This is a genomic window from Variovorax sp. V35 (genome assembly GCF_041154465.1).
Lineage (GTDB): Bacteria > Pseudomonadota > Gammaproteobacteria > Burkholderiales > Burkholderiaceae_C > Variovorax > Variovorax boronicumulans.
This window is the reverse complement of record NZ_AP028666.1, coordinates 5,909,194-5,924,533: the sequence shown is the minus strand read 5'-3', so window position 1 is coordinate 5,924,533 and position 15,340 is coordinate 5,909,194. Positions and strand designations below refer to the sequence as shown.

Here is a 15,340-nt window from a genome sequence, read left to right as displayed (position 1 = left end):
GTATGTCTGCTTCTGGCCGATAGTACCCATTCGCGCGAGACCGAGGGATGTCGGCAAGCGCTGCCAAGCGGGCATTGGCCGACGAGACCCGCGCGACCGCAGTGGGCCTTTTCGAGACCGTCGAAGGTTTGCAAAGCAGTCACGTCCCAACCTGGCGACCCATCATCAGCTGACCGCAGACCGACCGGTATGCCTGGCTACAGTAACGACGGAATCTTGCGCTTCGCCACGGGCCGGATGTATCGCGCGAGCGTGGCGTCGGATGTGTGGCCGGTCTGTTCCCTGATCTGGAACGGCTGGAGCCCGGCAATTGCCGCTTGTGTGCAGTAGCCAGCGCGCATCGAGTGGCCGGATACGTCGGCCCTGGGGCCACCAACTCTCTCGATCGCGTTCTTGACGATCAACGCCACCGACTGCGCCGTCAGAGGCTCATTGGCGACGCGGTCGTGACGGTCGACGCCGCGAAAGATGTGGCCGGTGCCGATGCCGGAGATGGTCAGCCATTCTTGGAGCGCCAACACGGGGCAGCGATCACCGTTGGCTTGCGGAATGAAGACGGTTCGTCCTACCCCGCTCTGATCAGTCTTGGAACGAACAAGCAGAATCTCAAAGCCGTTGCTGTGCTCGGTCACGTGTTCGCGCTTGATGGCAACTAACTCGCTGCGGCGGAACGCGCCTGCGAATCCGATCAATAGCAGCGCCTTGTCGCGCGCGGCTTTCTTTGGCCTTTGGCGGTCGGACATCACCATCATCGCCACCAAGTCGTCTTTTAGGATCGGCCGGACGCGGCGTTGGCGCACGCCAAATGTGCGCTTGATGCCGGCCATGGTCTTCTTCACTACGGGGTGATGCACCGGCGAAACCAAGCCGCGCTCGACATGCGCATGGTGGATACCGATAAGCCGCCGTTCCAAGGTTGCCACGGCCAATTTCCCAGCGAACGCGGCCAAGAATTCCACGATCTGCAACGGGCTCGCCGGTATCGTTCCCCCGGCCGCACGGAACATTTTCTCGTCGAGCGCATAGGCGGCCGCTGTAGCACTCGATTGCGATGCCGCCATGTAGCCATTGGCGAGCACCGACGGCGTGTCATCGATCGGATTCGACAGCTTGGCGGCGCTGTCGACGTGAGTCGATTCGGATGCTGTGGCGGACAGGGTGGAATTCTGAGTTTCTTGCCCGTTTTTCAAGACGGACGCGGGCGAACCTTGTGGTTTTTCCATAAAAGTTCTCAGGAAAAGAAGCGCGCGCGGCTGAGTATCGAAAAGTGTGGCTTCTCGATACCCAGCGGCAGACGCAAAAAAGCCGGTAGCGAACCCGCATTGGCTGCGGAGCGCGTACCGGCGACGGATCGTCAAAGACGAGGGAGATTTGGAGAGAAAAGTCCAGGAGAGTGCTGGACCTGGACCGGCCAGCCGCACCGAGATGAAAAATCTCAGCGGCCGCCCTGCCAACGCCTGCTGGCGTCAGCTAAATTTTGTCAGGTATTTTCGCCCTCGGCAAAGGCGTGGTTTCCTTGCGCGCCCGTTGTCGGCGCTAGCTAGCGGCGTGGGGCAACCCACAGCGTTGTCGTTCTGACTGGGATTCCAGCGTCAAGTAGGTCGCCGGACGCTCAGGAAAATGCTCAATGAGGCCCAACTCGAAGGCTTCCATGATGTCGGAAATCGCAATCTTGACCAACACAAACAAGAACTGAGCGAGTTGCCGGTCAGCGCTTTGGGCGAAGGCTGAGCGTCAACGTCGAGGGAACTTTTCCATCGACATCGCGAGGAAGTCTGGCTGTTCTTTGAAGACCGCGCAGAGCGGCTGTGTCCCATGCATCGTTGCCACTGGACTTGGCGATTCGAGAGCTCGTGATGGTGCCGTCTGGTGCGAGAAGAGCTTCAAGCTCCACTGCTGGGTTGCCTTGAATGCCATCCGCCTCAGGGAAGGTGATGTTGGGGCGCACTGCTGCTGCGATTCTTCCGGCGTAGCCGCTAAGGCCAAGTAGCTCCTTCTGGGCCTCAATTATTCGAGGATGCCCGGTACTCACGGTCGCGGCTGCGGCGTAGACCTTTCCAGTGCCGTCTAGAAGGAGTGCGCATTGAATGGTGCCAATAGCCACCTCGATGGTCTCGTCAATGTCCATCGGACCTTCAATTGTTGGCTCACCCCAGGGAAACTTGCCTTTCGCGAAGTAGGGCGCCTTGGGTGAATAGACGATTGCAGCCTTGGCGGTGGCCTTCATCTGTCGAGCGGTCGCCGGCGTGATGTTGTCAAATGACATGACCGCCTTGGGGTTGGCAAAGAGCCCTTCATTCCATCGAGCCTCACGCTCGAAAATGGCTTTGGTGGTGCGGCGAATCTTCGACACTCGCACCTTGGCGCCCAGTGCCGTGACACCGATGTAGCTACCGAGCCGGACTTCTTCGGAGGGGTAGACGACATCCTTGTTGTCGCTCATCCCGTACTTGATTTTCCCGTCGAACGGTGTGCCGTAACCGAAGACGCCGCTGTACTTTGTGGTCCCATTGGAGAAGGCATAACTTTGAACATCGAGTCGGTTGGCATCGGCGTCGTAGAGCATGAACTTCGAATCAATCGGGACGTCAACAATGACTTGCCCTGCCAAGTCGCCTAGGGCGTTTGCCACACGTGCCTCATAGGCTGCGGTGGTCTCGTACTCACCCTTGACGTTGGGGATACTCGCGAGGCGCTTCCAAAGGACGTTGGCGCGCACGGGCTGCACAATTTGGCCGTCAAATGAGCTGCAGGCCTCTTGTGCGTATGCCTGGCTGAAGAGGGCGCAAGCGGTGGTCAGGACGCCAACTCGTAGACGATAGGACATGGCTTTTTCTTTGAGGGCGGCGACAACTGCTGTGGTGGCCGGAGTCTTCCTTGCTATCGTCATGAATCGGTCTCCTCCGGCGGCGTTGAGCTCAGTTGCCTTCTCTGGAGTTACAACGATATCAACAACGGTCTACTTCGGCGTGAAGACGAGCAACCGCTCGTCAATCGCCGGCCCTCGGTTGTAGGTGTACTTCACCACCCAGGCATCTGTGGTGAAAGTGGCAGGGGTTTTGCCTTCGAAGGCCTTGAGCATCTGAGGTGTGACAGCCGGAGAAAGGCGTTTTCCCAGCAGAGTGATGAAATCGATTGCTTCCTTTTTATCGGGGTGAATGCCGTAGCCCAGGTCCTTGAACCAATCATTCCACATGATTTTGAGATTCAAGACCTTGCCGGTTCTCTCGTCCTTGTTGATAAAGACTTTGGCGGTTTCGGCCTTGCCCGCGATACACATGTAGAGAGCACCGCCGAGCTCATCAGGAGGCGTGGTCTTGGTGTATTTGCAGCTCAGAACGTTATTCAAGTCCGAGGCGAACATCTGAAACTGTGGGGCGTCTGCCAAGGCCACACTGTTCAGTCCTGCGAGCGCCAGGCTAACTGTTAGTTTTCGCATGGCCTTCATTTCTACCGGCACCATTGTTGTTCACAGGGCACGCCGTCATTGTTGCCGTCCATCTTCACGCCTGTACAGTTCTTCAAGAAGTAGGTGGCTTCCTGGCAAGAGGTCATTTGTGAACAGTACGTTCGACCGTCGCACGAGAAGGAAGCCGAGGGCTGACTCGTGGAGGTGAGGCTGAATGGGGCTGAGGCAGGTGTGCGCTCAGCGAGATTTTTGGCCTGGTAGTGCTCGTACCCTTTCCAGGCACCGAAGAGCAAGGCGGCTATCACCAACAACCTGAACATTTTTCCCTCCTGGCGCCCTTACGCCTGTTTACACTAGCTTACAGCCTTTTGTTTTCGTCGGGACGGGGGGAGAGCGTGAGTTTTTTTCGTGTACGGGTCGCCAAGACCTATCTGACAGCTTTGCGGGAGGGCTCAACCCGTGCCTGAACCAACTCTCCTGGCCGTGGTGGAGGTTGAGAAAGAGCAACGTATTCGCTGCCAAGCTCCTGGGTGCAACCACGGTGTCTATCGCGCCATCCACGTGATTCAAGCTGACGAAGGCCTGAAGCTCTACGGTTCGCAGTGCTGCGGAAAACTGTTTGGCTGGACCTCGAAGCAACGTGCTGCGGCGTACACGACGACTGACAGACGGTTGACTGCTGAGGAGCGAGCACAGCTTGAGTCGAACACTGAAAGTCTTCTGCAAAAGCTGAAGGTCGAACACGAGCAGCACCAAGAAGAAAGCAGCCAGAAGCTGCGCGCATTGAAGGCAGTTTTCGAGCAGCGTGCCCAAGCCTCGGCCATTGGAAGTGGGAAGAATCGCCCAGCGAAACGAATGCTCGGCACGGTGCTTGACCCGGAGGTTGAGCGCCAGGCCAAAAAAATAGTGAGTGAGCGATATCAGGTTGACGCTGACCTTCCTGGTTGGCGAGGCCTTGTGCTCCAAGCGGCCAAGAAAATTGAAGACGAGAACGATTGAAAAATGAATAAAAACCAACCATTCCTTCGTGTGCGCGCTGGTCTTCTCGCAGCGGCACTGATTGGCCTTGCGTCATTGGCCTCAGCCGCAACCATTCCCGACGGCTCGTATGAAGGCACGTTGAGCTGCGGGGCTGGCTGAACGCGTCTGCCGGCCCCTGGCCGCTGCGCACATACTCGCCACTCCAACAGGAGGAACACCATGGGGCGGATGGAGATCTTTAAGTTCGTGCTCGACACACTCGCGGTGGTCGGCACGTGGGGCGCAGTTGTGGTCGCGCTCAAGCTGTCGCGCGCGTCGGCCAAGAAGGCCGCCGAAGACGCCGAGGCTCGAGCTGGTCTTGTCGCGGCTCGAAATCTGGGACGCCTGCGGAGCATTTACTTCGGTGCCAAGCAGATCAGCACCGTAATGGAACACGGCCGCGGGTCATTTGCCCGCGCGAACCAATTCGAAATACCACTGCCCGTGTCTTGGCGCAACGATCTGCGAGGCATCGATGTTGATGTGCTCGCACAGCTGCTGCCCCTTCCCAACTACTGCGCGAGCCGCCTTGGCCGCGCAGTCGGCGAACTAGTCAACATCGTCGGCGACATGGAAGCGACAGGTGCCGTCTGGCACACATCCAACCAGGACCTCCGCGACGCGTGGCTCAAGACTTGGGGGCACAGGGCGAGCGAAACCATCGTCATCCTGCGGATCGCGATCGATGAATGCGAGAAAGCAGCTCGCGTTCACGCGCCGAACTTCACAGCCGAAGAACTTGGCCTTGGCTGAGCAGAACAGCCCCCAAGAGAATTTATATGCACGTTTCGCTAGTGTGGTGGAACACCGGTCTATCTCCCACCCGAAAAAAAGACAGGTCAAATCCCGAGGAGTGGCAAACGGCGGTGTCAATAATTCAAATACTGACGGTGACCGCTCCAGTTGATTTCATTGCCCTCTGTGAAGTGTCGCCCAACGACATAGATCGCATCGAGGAGAAATGCCTTTCCACGGGCTACCGAGTTCACCGCGTCTCCGGTCGTGCCGGTCGAAGTGCATTCGACATGTGCGTTGTGTATAGGGCCGACAAGATTTCAATTGCAGAGGATGCGGAGAACATTACCTCGACCCGAGGTGAACGCACAGTCCGTGTTGGCCATCGCTTAACCATCGCTATTCGAGATGACGATGAGCTCTTTCATATTTTCCTCTCACATTGGCCTAGCCGATTGAACCTGCCTCAACGCGACCCTGGTCGCGAAGTCCTGGGGACTCGGCTGCGAGACCACATCGATGCCATTCGGAGATCACAGGCCGATGCGAAGATCATCTTGCTAGGGGACTACAACGACGAGCCTTTCGATGCATCGATCGCCGACAATCTCATGGCGACGCGTGATCGAGCCCTAGCTGAACGAAGAAAGCATCTTCTCTACAACCCATTTTGGCGCCATTTTTCTTCAGCAATCGAGGAGGCGGCTGACTCGATCGGTGACCATGGAAGCTACTTTCACAACGCAGGAGAGTCCACTCAATGGCGCACCTTTGATCAGATGATTTTCTCCTCCTCGTTCTTGGGAAACACCGGTTGGCAACTAGTGGAAAGAAACACCCGAGTACTCGACATCCCCGCTTACACCGCCCTAGTCAAATCCGCGAAGAGCTGCTTTGACCATCTTCCAATCATGGGACAAATTCAAAGAAGGACGACCGAAAATGGCTGACTTTTCATCTTCACTTCAGAAGGGCATTGCTGCTGCAAAACGTGCTGAGCTCAACCGGGCCGAAGTAACTGCCGTTTTCAAAGAACTGAACGAACAGATCAGCGACTCGACTGACCAAAAAATCGCAATCGTGCGTGGCTCAGTTCTGGATGCCACGACCGACACGCTGGGGGCAGGCATCGCCGCACTCATGTCCAACAAGCGTGTTCCCGCACTCCTAGTTCAGAGCAAAAGTGAACCAACACGCTCTTGGCAGATCGCGCGGTGGAAACAAGATCCCCATGGTTATCCGTGCACGATTGCCCTCGGTGGCGATGTAATGCATTGCGAGAATAGGGCCGGTCTCGAACGCGAACTCTCAAGGCTCTTGAGCTCGCCCGAAGTAGGCGAGACCATTCTTGCCGCCATGAACTACGCGACTGCGAAAACTCCGACGACCGATGGTCGATTGGGAGTGCTAGGCTCCTCGGATCAAGCTCCCGAAGCCGGGTCTACTGGCACCTCATAGCTCGCAAAGCTAACCACCTCATCGCCGAGCCATTCGTTGATCTCGCGAAAGCGCTCTTGCAGAGGCTTGATCTCGTTGCGCGCGAACACCAGGGCTGCCGGTAGCACGGCGCCGAAGCCGCCGGTGTTGCTGGGCACGATGCCCAGAAGCTGCGGCGGGATGCGGTGCGCGGCCAGCATGTCGTCGCGGCTGACGGCCTTGATGTTGAAGAACTTGTCTTTCGCAGCCACCTCGCTTATGGGGATCAGCTGGATGCCGTCCTTCTTGCTGTTGGGCGAATAGAGGAACAGGTTTCGGAAATTGCCCGGCCTCTTGCTTTCCTTGAGCGCCGTGCGTATCGCATCAATGTCCTCCTGCTTCTGAGCGGAGTCGCTCACGTACAAGACGAAGCCGGCGTGACTGCCGTTGTTGTAGTAGCGGCGCCAGGACAGGGTGGCCGACTCGTTGAGCTAGGCCGACTGCAGCGCGCTGAGATACTCGGGCAGGCCGTAGCCTCCTGATTGATATCGGCCTCGCGCATGTGGAACCACATCTATCTGCCGCAACAGAGAGCAACGCACCACCAAAGAACGTCATCCAGCACAATCTGACAGGGCTCACATGGCATCCGAAAACCCCGATATCTCTACGGCTCAAAAACTATTGACGGTAAGGCAGGCTCTAGAAGCAGGTCGGCTGCATGTTCTGCCTGAGCATGCGCACTTGGCTGCGCATCTTCTGGCTGCGCCTATGACCGGATTGGGCATTGTTGACGCACGCGCCCTTCCCGATGAGGTCATCTCGTTTGCCCGAGTTACAGCACTCGCGCTTCGTTTCACCATGCCCAGAGAAGCAGCCCTTGCTCCGCAAACCATGTCGATTTCCGAATCACAGGCGGAACTTTTTCGCTTGTTCACGCAGCTGTTTGTCGGCCTCACAGGTAGAGCCATAAAGGATGTTGGACACACCGCGCAACTCAAAGACATCATGCTGGACTATCTGCGCCACGCGCCAGCTGAGATGGAGCGGAACGCCAACGCGGCGGTCGAAGAGCTTGGGCAGTTCTATCGAGCTTATGCAAGAGATACTTTCTCGCGTGCGAAGGCTCTTGGGGGAATGCGGCTGGTCAGCGGCGGTCAGCGTAGCTTCAGTAGTTCGAGTTTGAGTGCGGTACGCATCACCGCACTCTATGCCGACACGCAGTTGATTCCAGATCCTATCTATCCATTTCTTGCGGAGGACCTCCGCCTCAATGCACTTCATCTTCAGTTGGCGATTGCGCTACATGATGTGCTGCAGCTAGCCCCGCTAGTAGACGCGGGATTGCCCGTCCCTCCAATCTATCTTTTCCCAAGCTTCGAGAAGCAGTTGGAGCACTCGGACGCCCATACAAAAAAGGGCATTGAGAATCTGATTCTTCGCGTGGTGAGTCCTATTTGCGACGGGCAAGTTTCCAGCATCGAGGAACTTTTTGACTATGCGAAGAGCCAAGGTGAAGGGTTCATGCGCGCAGCATTCGCCAATCGCTTGTTCGTACCCTCGGGGGCAGACCCAGAAAGGATTTGGACGCCCGACGAAGCCTTCAAGGCATACGTCGAAAGCGTGGAAGGTATTCGAGCTGCAGAGGATGTAGATCAGTTGAAGAAGCTCACGCCCAGCGTAGCCGTACTTCTGAACATCTCAGAGCGCTTAGCACCCCAGTTCCATTTGATGGAGAACGCCAATGAGTTTGGCGCTCAACCTCTTCTTTCACGCCCTGTGGATTGGCATTACTTCGAGCGTTCGGCGAACGCATCGGCAGTTGAACTTCGCAGAAAAGAAGTTCTTACTGAGCAAGCGTTGCAGACCTTGCGAGCAGCCCAAGACGACAGCCTTTCATGGCTCGCAAACATACCCATCGCCAGCTTGGTCGAAGTCGTCCGAAATAATGAGCATCACTGGTTCCGAGAGGAACTCAATAAATGTACGACGCAACTGTCGAGCGTGGGTACTGCGAATTTGAGCGAGGTAGTCCGCGAGGTGAACCACGGAATCGCCAGCTTGGTTCAGACTCAACAGAAAGCGATGAGCGAACTTGAGAAAAAGTATGCAGCGGCAATGCAAGAAATCTACCTTAAAGCGGGCGGAGGGTTGGCAGTGGCCGCTACGGCATTCTTGCTGCCTAGCTTGTCCCCGTTGCTAGGCGTTGCGATTCCAGCTGCCACGGCACTTGCAGCTCTTGGAGCCGGGTCCATCGGGATTGCAACCAAGTGGAACGAGAAACGCACGGAGGTACGGAAAGCTGAGCATTCTTTGCTTGGCATCTTGGCAGTCACCAGACCGCGTTAGACATCAAGCTAGCGCCGTCTGCGAGGTGGCCAGCCTCCGTCGACATGGATTGCAAGTGAGCTTTCCGAGCTACATGCTGAAGACCGTGATCACCGCCGGCCAGGAAATCGGGCCTGCAATCGCCTCAATTCAATGACCAAGGAGGGAGAAGATATGGGTGAGATCAACATTCCGCGCGCCGAGCAGGAAGCCTTGAGAGCAGTTGACACCGAGGCGCTGAGAAAACTCATCGAGCAGAGCCTGCGTGAAGAGCGGCCGTATGCCTTACGGGGACTCCGACTCGAGAATTGTGGACAGCACGTCGTTTTCCGGCTTCAGCAGTACGAGACGGCGCTGGCAGAGCACGGCAAGGCGAAGGCAGAAAAAAAGCGTGCGGAGACGGGATATCGCGCTCGTCGCGCCGGCAGTGATCTGGTGGATGCCGTCCAGCGGATGAAGGATCTCGTAGCAACGGAAGAGAAAGAAGGGCAGTACTTCTACGTCGACGACCTGATCATTGCGCCCTCCCGCTTCAGCGAACGGGTGACAGTTCGGGTGAACTACAGCTGGCGCCGATCAGTGGAGGAAAAGTGGGCATACGGCAGCATAACTTTTGTCCACGATGTCAACTCTCGGCCTGACTACACCTTGCCTCAACTAAGCCGGAAGCCGAGCGCCGCCAAACAGGAGCGGGATCGACAGGAGAAGCTGTATAACGAATGGAACCACCTTATGAAATTGGGTCTCCATTCAGTCAGAGAATATTTCCGCGAGGGCGGTGACGGAGCGGCGATCCCGCAAACGTTCCAGGCGAAAGCTGATTCCTATACTCGAGGGCTGAACAATTTCAGTGCCAAATTCTGGCTTGCGCGGTCTTCGGCCTCCGAATAGGTGGCCTCAACGCATTGCGCTCGGCTCTCTGTTTGTGCCACGAACTGCCGTTCGCAGCCTCCAGTTGGCAATGGGTAAAGGCGAACACCCGGCCTTCCGCTCTGCTAGCTCGTCCTCGATTTCTTAGGCCACCGCATCTCTCCGACGCGGCAACTGATCAGCGGGTACCGGTCGACGACGAAAAGACCAGGATCGGCCCGATCTTGGCTGCCGACGAAGAACAGCCAGGCCTTCTCGCGGAGACCTTTCTTTCCAACGACCTCCTTTCGCGCACGCTGAAGCTCGTGTCGCAGCGTCGCGCGCTGCAAGCTGGTCCAGTTCGACCAGTTGAGGCGCACGCGGTATTGCGCAGTAGGCCGCTTGGCCCCTTTCGGCCACGCACCGGCGTTGAGTGTCCACTCTTCGTAGCCAGAACCCTTGGTCGCAAAGTCCCAGCTCAAAGGAGCATAGAACAAGCCAGTTGGCACAGGTTGAGCACGAACACCAGCGAAGCCAAGTTGTCTGAATGCCGTGCCATACGTACGACCTGCCACTCCGGGGATTCGGATCGCCAATTGCTTTCGGTCATTTGGGAACTCCATGAAGATTCGGCAGATCGGTCGCAGTGTCGTGACCGTGTGGCCGTGATAAATGGGGACTCCGTGCGGAAGGTCAGGCGGCGAACGTCTGAGCTTTGCAGCCATCGACTGCATGGCACGGTGCGGCGCGGTCGCAAGAACAGTCTCGACCACAGAGTCCATGACCAATCGCGAGGGGAAGGGAATCGGCAGCCCGCCGGAAGCACGCGTCATGCCGCGCTTGCGAGCGGTCGGTGTTTTCGCGCTCAAGAAACCCGCGATGCCGCAGCCGTGAGCATGAGCACTGCCCTTGCCGATCTTGAAATACGGCCGCCGCTTGTTGATGTCCTTGAGGTACGACGCCGGGAACACATCGACCGCACAGTCGGGGCAAACGAAGCCACCTCTATCGATGACCTCCATGTCCCACAGTTGCTCCGCATCGATGATGTGGCTGGTCTGGCGGTCACGTGCGCTGTCCATGACCAGGCCCTCCACTTACGGACGGTGGCCGGACATTTCGCACACGGAGGAGAGCTGGGAGGCGCACGTACGCCGCAGTCACCGCCGATCCTTGCGCTGAGCCGTGACGTTACCCATGAGCTTGCGCTTTGGACTCAGCTTCGGCTTTCCCTTGACTTCAACGTTGACGTGGCGCGCCGTCTGGTCTCGGCGCCGGCTCAGCATCTTGCGAACTTGAGGAAGCATCGACTCGGGCACACGCACCGCCACCGTCTTCTCGCGATACGGGCTACGGTTGTAGGGCCTGCGAGGCTTGGTAGCGGTGGCGATGGGTGACTTCTTCGACGAGGTTGGAAGTTGAGGCATGGTCTGAAATTGAGAGTTACCGGTACTCTCAAATTAGCCAGCACAGCCGGCCATGCCATCGCTCTCAAGATCACGGCATCGCTGCGTCATCTACGCTCTCAGAGCCGGTCGAAATGCTGGGGCACATCCTCATCAATTCGTTCTAGACAACAGCGTTTCACCAACACAGCAACTGATCATCAGGTATTTCGACGACGAAAAGATCGGAATCACCTCGCCCCTGGCAGTCGACGAAGAACAGTTTTCCCTTTGCTAGAGCATGCAGGCTTGTCCTTTAGCGTTCCTCGCTGCACGCCACCCCAATTGACTCGCTTCTGACACGGAAGATGCCGATACACGCCGGGATCAAAGGCGCCGACAAAGTGCGCTCTGGTCAAGACTTGAGAGAAGTCAAAAGATCGTCGATCGTGAATGTGCCAACCTCTAGCGGTGAAGCCTGCTCGAGAAATCTGTCGAGTTCGAGAAATGCTTTTCCGAAATCGTTGAGCGAGAGAATCAGCCGATAGGAGTTGACCTCACCTTCGTTTGGTACGGCGAACAATGGACCGCTTGGTCGCTCATACCACTCCTCAAATGGCATGCTGTAGTAGGTCGTGCCGGTCTCTCGATCGTGGCCCATGTAGCACTCGGCACTCCAGATTGATTCTTGGTATTCGCGGTACGGCTCTTCATCGCTCTCGTAGTCAGCCCAGGAGATGTAGTGCTTCAGGACATCTTCGATGCGCCGACCAGGGGCGTAAACAGTAGGCCACATCAGAGATTGACCGCCACCTGTGATCGCGACCTTGAAGCGCGGAAGTGACTTGTTGACCCAGTCGTCGAATTCCAGAACGACTTCCTTATCTTCAGCAAGCAGCTTCATCCACTGTTTGTCCACGCGTAGTCGATTGAGCCGCCTGATGTATGGCTCTGGTTGCCACATCTTTGAAAATTCTCGAGGCACTCGTGCCGGATCAAGAACATTCGACTGAGGCACGACGATCTTCCAGCCCTTGCCAGTGCTTTCGACTGTCTCCGTGTTGACCTGCTGCCAGTGCAGTTGATCAGTGTCTGGATTGAACAACAGGAGCAGCACCGGCATGCTGTGGTTCAGCCAATAACGCACATGCTTCTCTGCAGCCCTGTACACGATGCCGGTTGCGGTCACCTCCTCGAAGAAGCTCGTTCCCGACTTGATTTGCAGAGCAAATAGCTTTCCATTTGGATATGTTTGCCCCTCCTCGATCATTTCGACGTGGGCATCGATCCCATAGTCGTGCACAAACTGCTCGCGGAAAAGCCAGCCATATCTGTTAAAGATCTCCATCGCGCGGATCACTCCTGCGCGCTCGGTCTGCTGAGTCGCCATATAGATATTGTCGTGCAGTGAGTATGTCCGAATGCAAGGACCGCTCGCTCGCGCACTTTGCCGGCATACGCCATCGCTCTATGATAACTTTCGGGATCACGAAACATCAAAAGGGAGGGAACGTTGTTCATCTCGCGTGTACTTGTCGAAAACTATCGCTGCCTTAAATCGGCAGACGTGACGCTCAACCCTGATCTCAATATCATTGTCGGAAACAACGAATGTGGGAAATCCACCCTGTTGGAGGCGATTCATCTGGCATTGAGCGGCCAGCTAAACGGAAGACCTATCCAGACGGAACTGCATCCGCACCTTTTCAATGCCGACACAGTGACTGGTTACGTCGAAGCGTTGATCGCACAAACAGCGGTTCCGCCTCCTGCCATACGGATTGAACTGTACCTTCACGACGACCCAGCTCTGGCGAAGCTCAAAGGCATCGCCAACAGCCTCGGAGAAGACTTACCGGGTGTAGCTCTCTCCATCGAATTCAACAAGGACTATGCAGAGGAGTTCAAAGCATACGTCGCAGACCCGAAGCTTATTCGCACCCTTCCTATCGAATACTACGTTGTGAGGTGGCGTAGCTTTGCGGACAATGAGATCACGGCGCGAGCGATTCCGATCAAGCCGGCTTTTATTGATGCCAGCACAATCCGCAACAACGTGGCGGCCAGCCGCTATGTAGTGGACATTCTTCGAGACAGCCTGAGTAAAGCTGAGAAAGTCGATCTCGCGTTGTCCTATCGAATGATGAAGGATGCCTTCCTGGAAGACGTCAAGGTCAAGGGTATCAACGAAACTCTGGCGAAGAAGAAGGGGGACATCTCGGAAAAGACACTGTCCGTCTCTCTCGACAATTCTTCGCGCGCAACGTGGGAGTCTGGCGTGATGCCTCACCTCGACGATCTTCCTTTGCCCTTGGTCGGAAAAGGCGAGCAGAACGCCATCAAGATCAAGTTAGCAATGGAATCGTCGGCCGATTCGCACTTGGTCTTGGTCGAGGAGCCAGAAAATCATCTCTCCTTCTCAAACCTGAACGCACTCGTCAGTCACATTTCCAGTCATCGTGGCAACCGGCAAATGCTCATGACGAGCCACAGCAGCTTTGTACTCAACAAGCTCGGCGTGGAGTCCGTTTTACTTTTCCACCGCGGGGCGTCCATGCGCCTTACAGAGCTGAAAACTGGAACACAAGACTACTTCATGCGACTGCCAGGTCATGACACGTTGCGCCTGATCTTGGCTAAACGGTCAATCCTCGTGGAAGGCCCTTCCGACGAACTGATCGTATCGGCAGCATTTAGGAAGAAGCACGGAAAAATGCCGTTGGAGGCAGGGATCGATGTCATTTCTGTGAACTCACTTGCCTTCAAGCGCTTCTTGGAGATAGCGACTCGACTGAACCGGACAGTTTCCGTCGTGACGGACAACGATGGCAAGGTGGCAGCGCTGACAACCAAGTACGCCGACTACGCCGGGAAGCCCGGCATATCCATTCACTTCGATAGCGACGAAGCCTTTCCAACGCTGGAGCCTCAGCTTCTGAAAGCCAACGGCCGGGCTGCAATTCAGAAAATTCTTGGGAAGACCTTTGCTTCAGACGACGAACTGCTTGCCTACATGAAGGAACACAAGGCAGACGGCGCGTTGAAATTCTTCAGCACGAACGAGCCATGGGTCGTGCCCGAATACATTGCAAATGCCATCGCATAGCCGTATCGTCATCTGCGCGGCCGGCGGCGGAAAGACCACCCGCATCGTGAGTCAGGCCATTGAGGAGCCCAACTCGCGGGCCGTCCTTGTGACCTACACGCGCAACAACGAGTACGAGATCGAACACAAGCTGTATGCACACGGGCCAGTTATCCCTTCAAACATCGAAGTGACGACCTGGTTTGGCTTCCTGCTACACGAGATGGCACGCCCCTACGGACGTGCATTGCATCCTCATCGGATTGAAGGGCTCATGTGGGTGGAGGGGCGTTCCGTCCAGTTTGTACCTGCTTCGCAGATTGGCGCCCACTACTTTACGAAGGATCAGTTGATCTATTCGGACAAGCTTGCGAAATTTATCTGTGAGTGTGATCGAGCAACTGATGGTGCGGTCATGCGTCGACTAGCAATGCGCTTCGACCACATTTTTGTGGACGAAATCCAAGATATGGCCGGCTACGACCTCGATCTACTTGAGCGGATGCTAAAGGCCGGAATCCGATTGACTCTGGTGGGTGATCATAGACAGGCGACCTTCAAGACCAATCACGGCAAACAGAACTCCGCTTTTTCGGGCGTCAAGATCATTGGAAAGTTTAGGCAATGGAGCAAGGCTGGCCTGGCACAACTCACGTATGAGCAACACACGCACCGGTGCCATCAGCACATCGCCGATCTGGGTGATAGCTTCTATCCCGCCGAACCCAAGACGACGTCACTCAATAGTAAGAACACTGGGCACGATGGGATCTTTCTCGTCCCGTCTGCTCATGTCGATCAATACGTTGAGGCCTATTCGCCGCAAGTTCTTCGTCTGGATCGCAAGACTCAGTGCAATGGACTCCCCGCACTCAATTTCGGCGAATCCAAGGGAATGACCTTCGATCGGGCACTCATCTTTCCTCATGGACTTGCAAAAAAATGGCTTAGCAGCGGCAGCTTGACCCACATCGAGAAGGGCCTAGCCAAGATGTATGTGGGCGTCACGCGAGCCAGGTACAGCATCGCGTTCGTGTTTGACGGGCAAAGCAAGATTTCGGACGCCCAGGCATACGTGCCAGGGAAAGTGCAGAGCTAAGCCGTTTTCGGCAG

At 56.3% G+C, this 15,340-nt stretch carries 15 protein-coding genes and 1 pseudogene; 8 read left to right on the top strand and 8 right to left on the bottom strand.

Annotated elements, in window-relative coordinates; genetic code table 11:
* Nucleotides 1-197 precede the first annotated feature (197 nt).
* The 4 genes from ACAM42_RS27245 to ACAM42_RS27230 all read right to left on the bottom strand — a co-directional run bounded on the left by ACAM42_RS27245 (nucleotide 198) and on the right by ACAM42_RS27230 (nucleotide 3,555).
* Nucleotides 198-1,223 carry a site-specific integrase gene (locus ACAM42_RS27245; protein WP_369630013.1) on the bottom strand — a complete coding sequence of 342 codons (1,026 nt, stop codon included), beginning with the start codon at nucleotides 1,221-1,223 and terminating at the stop codon, nucleotides 198-200.
* A gap of 485 nt (nucleotides 1,224-1,708) precedes the next feature.
* The gene (locus ACAM42_RS27240; protein ID WP_369630012.1) at nucleotides 1,709-2,890 is read right to left on the bottom strand and encodes an energy transducer TonB; all 1,182 of its coding nucleotides are present in this window, start codon (nucleotides 2,888-2,890) and stop codon (nucleotides 1,709-1,711) included.
* A gap of 69 nt (nucleotides 2,891-2,959) precedes the next feature.
* A complete protein-coding gene (locus tag ACAM42_RS27235) occupies nucleotides 2,960-3,448 on the bottom strand; it encodes a hypothetical protein (protein WP_369630011.1) in 489 nt (162 codons plus the stop codon).
* A gap of 2 nt (nucleotides 3,449-3,450) precedes the next feature.
* The gene (locus tag ACAM42_RS27230; protein ID WP_369632808.1) at nucleotides 3,451-3,555 is read right to left on the bottom strand and encodes an excalibur calcium-binding domain-containing protein; all 105 of its coding nucleotides are present in this window, start codon (nucleotides 3,553-3,555) and stop codon (nucleotides 3,451-3,453) included.
* 313 nt (nucleotides 3,556-3,868) lie between these two features.
* Between ACAM42_RS27230 and ACAM42_RS27225 the strand changes: the two genes are divergently transcribed.
* From ACAM42_RS27225 to ACAM42_RS27210, 4 genes are all read left to right on the top strand, one after another.
* On the top strand, nucleotides 3,869-4,408 hold the full coding sequence (locus ACAM42_RS27225; protein ID WP_369630010.1) for a hypothetical protein: 540 nt from the start codon (nucleotides 3,869-3,871) through the stop codon (nucleotides 4,406-4,408).
* Nucleotides 4,409-4,609: 201 nt separating this feature from the next.
* On the top strand, nucleotides 4,610-5,182 hold the full coding sequence (locus ACAM42_RS27220) for a hypothetical protein (protein ID WP_369630009.1): 573 nt from the start codon (nucleotides 4,610-4,612) through the stop codon (nucleotides 5,180-5,182).
* 26 nt (nucleotides 5,183-5,208) lie between these two features.
* Nucleotides 5,209-6,114 carry an endonuclease/exonuclease/phosphatase family protein gene (locus ACAM42_RS27215; protein ID WP_369630008.1) on the top strand — a complete coding sequence of 302 codons (906 nt, stop codon included), beginning with the start codon at nucleotides 5,209-5,211 and terminating at the stop codon, nucleotides 6,112-6,114.
* A complete protein-coding gene (locus ACAM42_RS27210; protein WP_369630007.1) occupies nucleotides 6,107-6,622 on the top strand; it encodes a hypothetical protein in 516 nt (171 codons plus the stop codon). Before ACAM42_RS27215 ends, ACAM42_RS27210 begins: the two co-directional genes overlap by 8 nt.
* Here the strand turns inward: ACAM42_RS27210 and ACAM42_RS27205 are convergent.
* Nucleotides 6,586-7,130, bottom strand: a pseudogene (locus ACAM42_RS27205) (phage portal protein); the annotation flags it as partial. The gene ACAM42_RS27210 and the pseudogene ACAM42_RS27205 sit on opposite strands and share 37 nt — an antisense overlap.
* Before the next feature lie 92 nt (nucleotides 7,131-7,222).
* Between ACAM42_RS27205 and ACAM42_RS27200 the strand changes: the two are divergent.
* Together ACAM42_RS27200 and ACAM42_RS27195 are read left to right on the top strand one after the other, a co-directional pair.
* On the top strand, nucleotides 7,223-8,929 hold the full coding sequence (locus ACAM42_RS27200; protein WP_369630006.1) for a hypothetical protein: 1,707 nt from the start codon (nucleotides 7,223-7,225) through the stop codon (nucleotides 8,927-8,929).
* A 153-nt stretch (nucleotides 8,930-9,082) separates the two neighbouring features.
* The gene (locus ACAM42_RS27195) at nucleotides 9,083-9,799 is read left to right on the top strand and encodes a hypothetical protein (RefSeq protein ID WP_369630005.1); all 717 of its coding nucleotides are present in this window, start codon (nucleotides 9,083-9,085) and stop codon (nucleotides 9,797-9,799) included.
* Nucleotides 9,800-9,903: 104 nt separating this feature from the next.
* Here the strand turns inward: ACAM42_RS27195 and ACAM42_RS27190 are convergent, their stop codons facing one another.
* The 3 genes from ACAM42_RS27190 to ACAM42_RS27180 form a co-directional block, all read right to left on the bottom strand.
* A complete protein-coding gene (locus ACAM42_RS27190; RefSeq protein ID WP_369630004.1) occupies nucleotides 9,904-10,839 on the bottom strand; it encodes a hypothetical protein in 936 nt (311 codons plus the stop codon).
* A 78-nt stretch (nucleotides 10,840-10,917) separates the two neighbouring features.
* Nucleotides 10,918-11,184 carry a hypothetical protein gene (locus ACAM42_RS27185; RefSeq protein ID WP_369630003.1) on the bottom strand — a complete coding sequence of 89 codons (267 nt, stop codon included), beginning with the start codon at nucleotides 11,182-11,184 and terminating at the stop codon, nucleotides 10,918-10,920.
* 373 nt (nucleotides 11,185-11,557) lie between these two features.
* Nucleotides 11,558-12,532 (bottom strand): DUF4365 domain-containing protein, encoded by a 975-nt coding sequence (locus ACAM42_RS27180; RefSeq protein ID WP_369630002.1) that lies wholly within the window; start codon nucleotides 12,530-12,532, stop codon nucleotides 11,558-11,560.
* A 123-nt stretch (nucleotides 12,533-12,655) separates the two neighbouring features.
* On the opposite strand from ACAM42_RS27180, the gene ACAM42_RS27175 reads away from it, so the two are divergent.
* Together ACAM42_RS27175 and ACAM42_RS27170 are read left to right on the top strand one after the other, a co-directional pair.
* Nucleotides 12,656-14,248 (top strand): ATP-dependent endonuclease, encoded by a 1,593-nt coding sequence (locus ACAM42_RS27175; RefSeq protein WP_369630001.1) that lies wholly within the window; start codon nucleotides 12,656-12,658, stop codon nucleotides 14,246-14,248.
* Nucleotides 14,235-15,326, top strand: coding sequence for a UvrD-helicase domain-containing protein (locus ACAM42_RS27170; RefSeq protein ID WP_369630000.1), 1,092 nt, complete (start codon nucleotides 14,235-14,237; stop codon nucleotides 15,324-15,326). Before ACAM42_RS27175 ends, ACAM42_RS27170 begins: the two co-directional genes overlap by 14 nt.
* Nucleotides 15,327-15,340 lie beyond the last annotated feature (14 nt).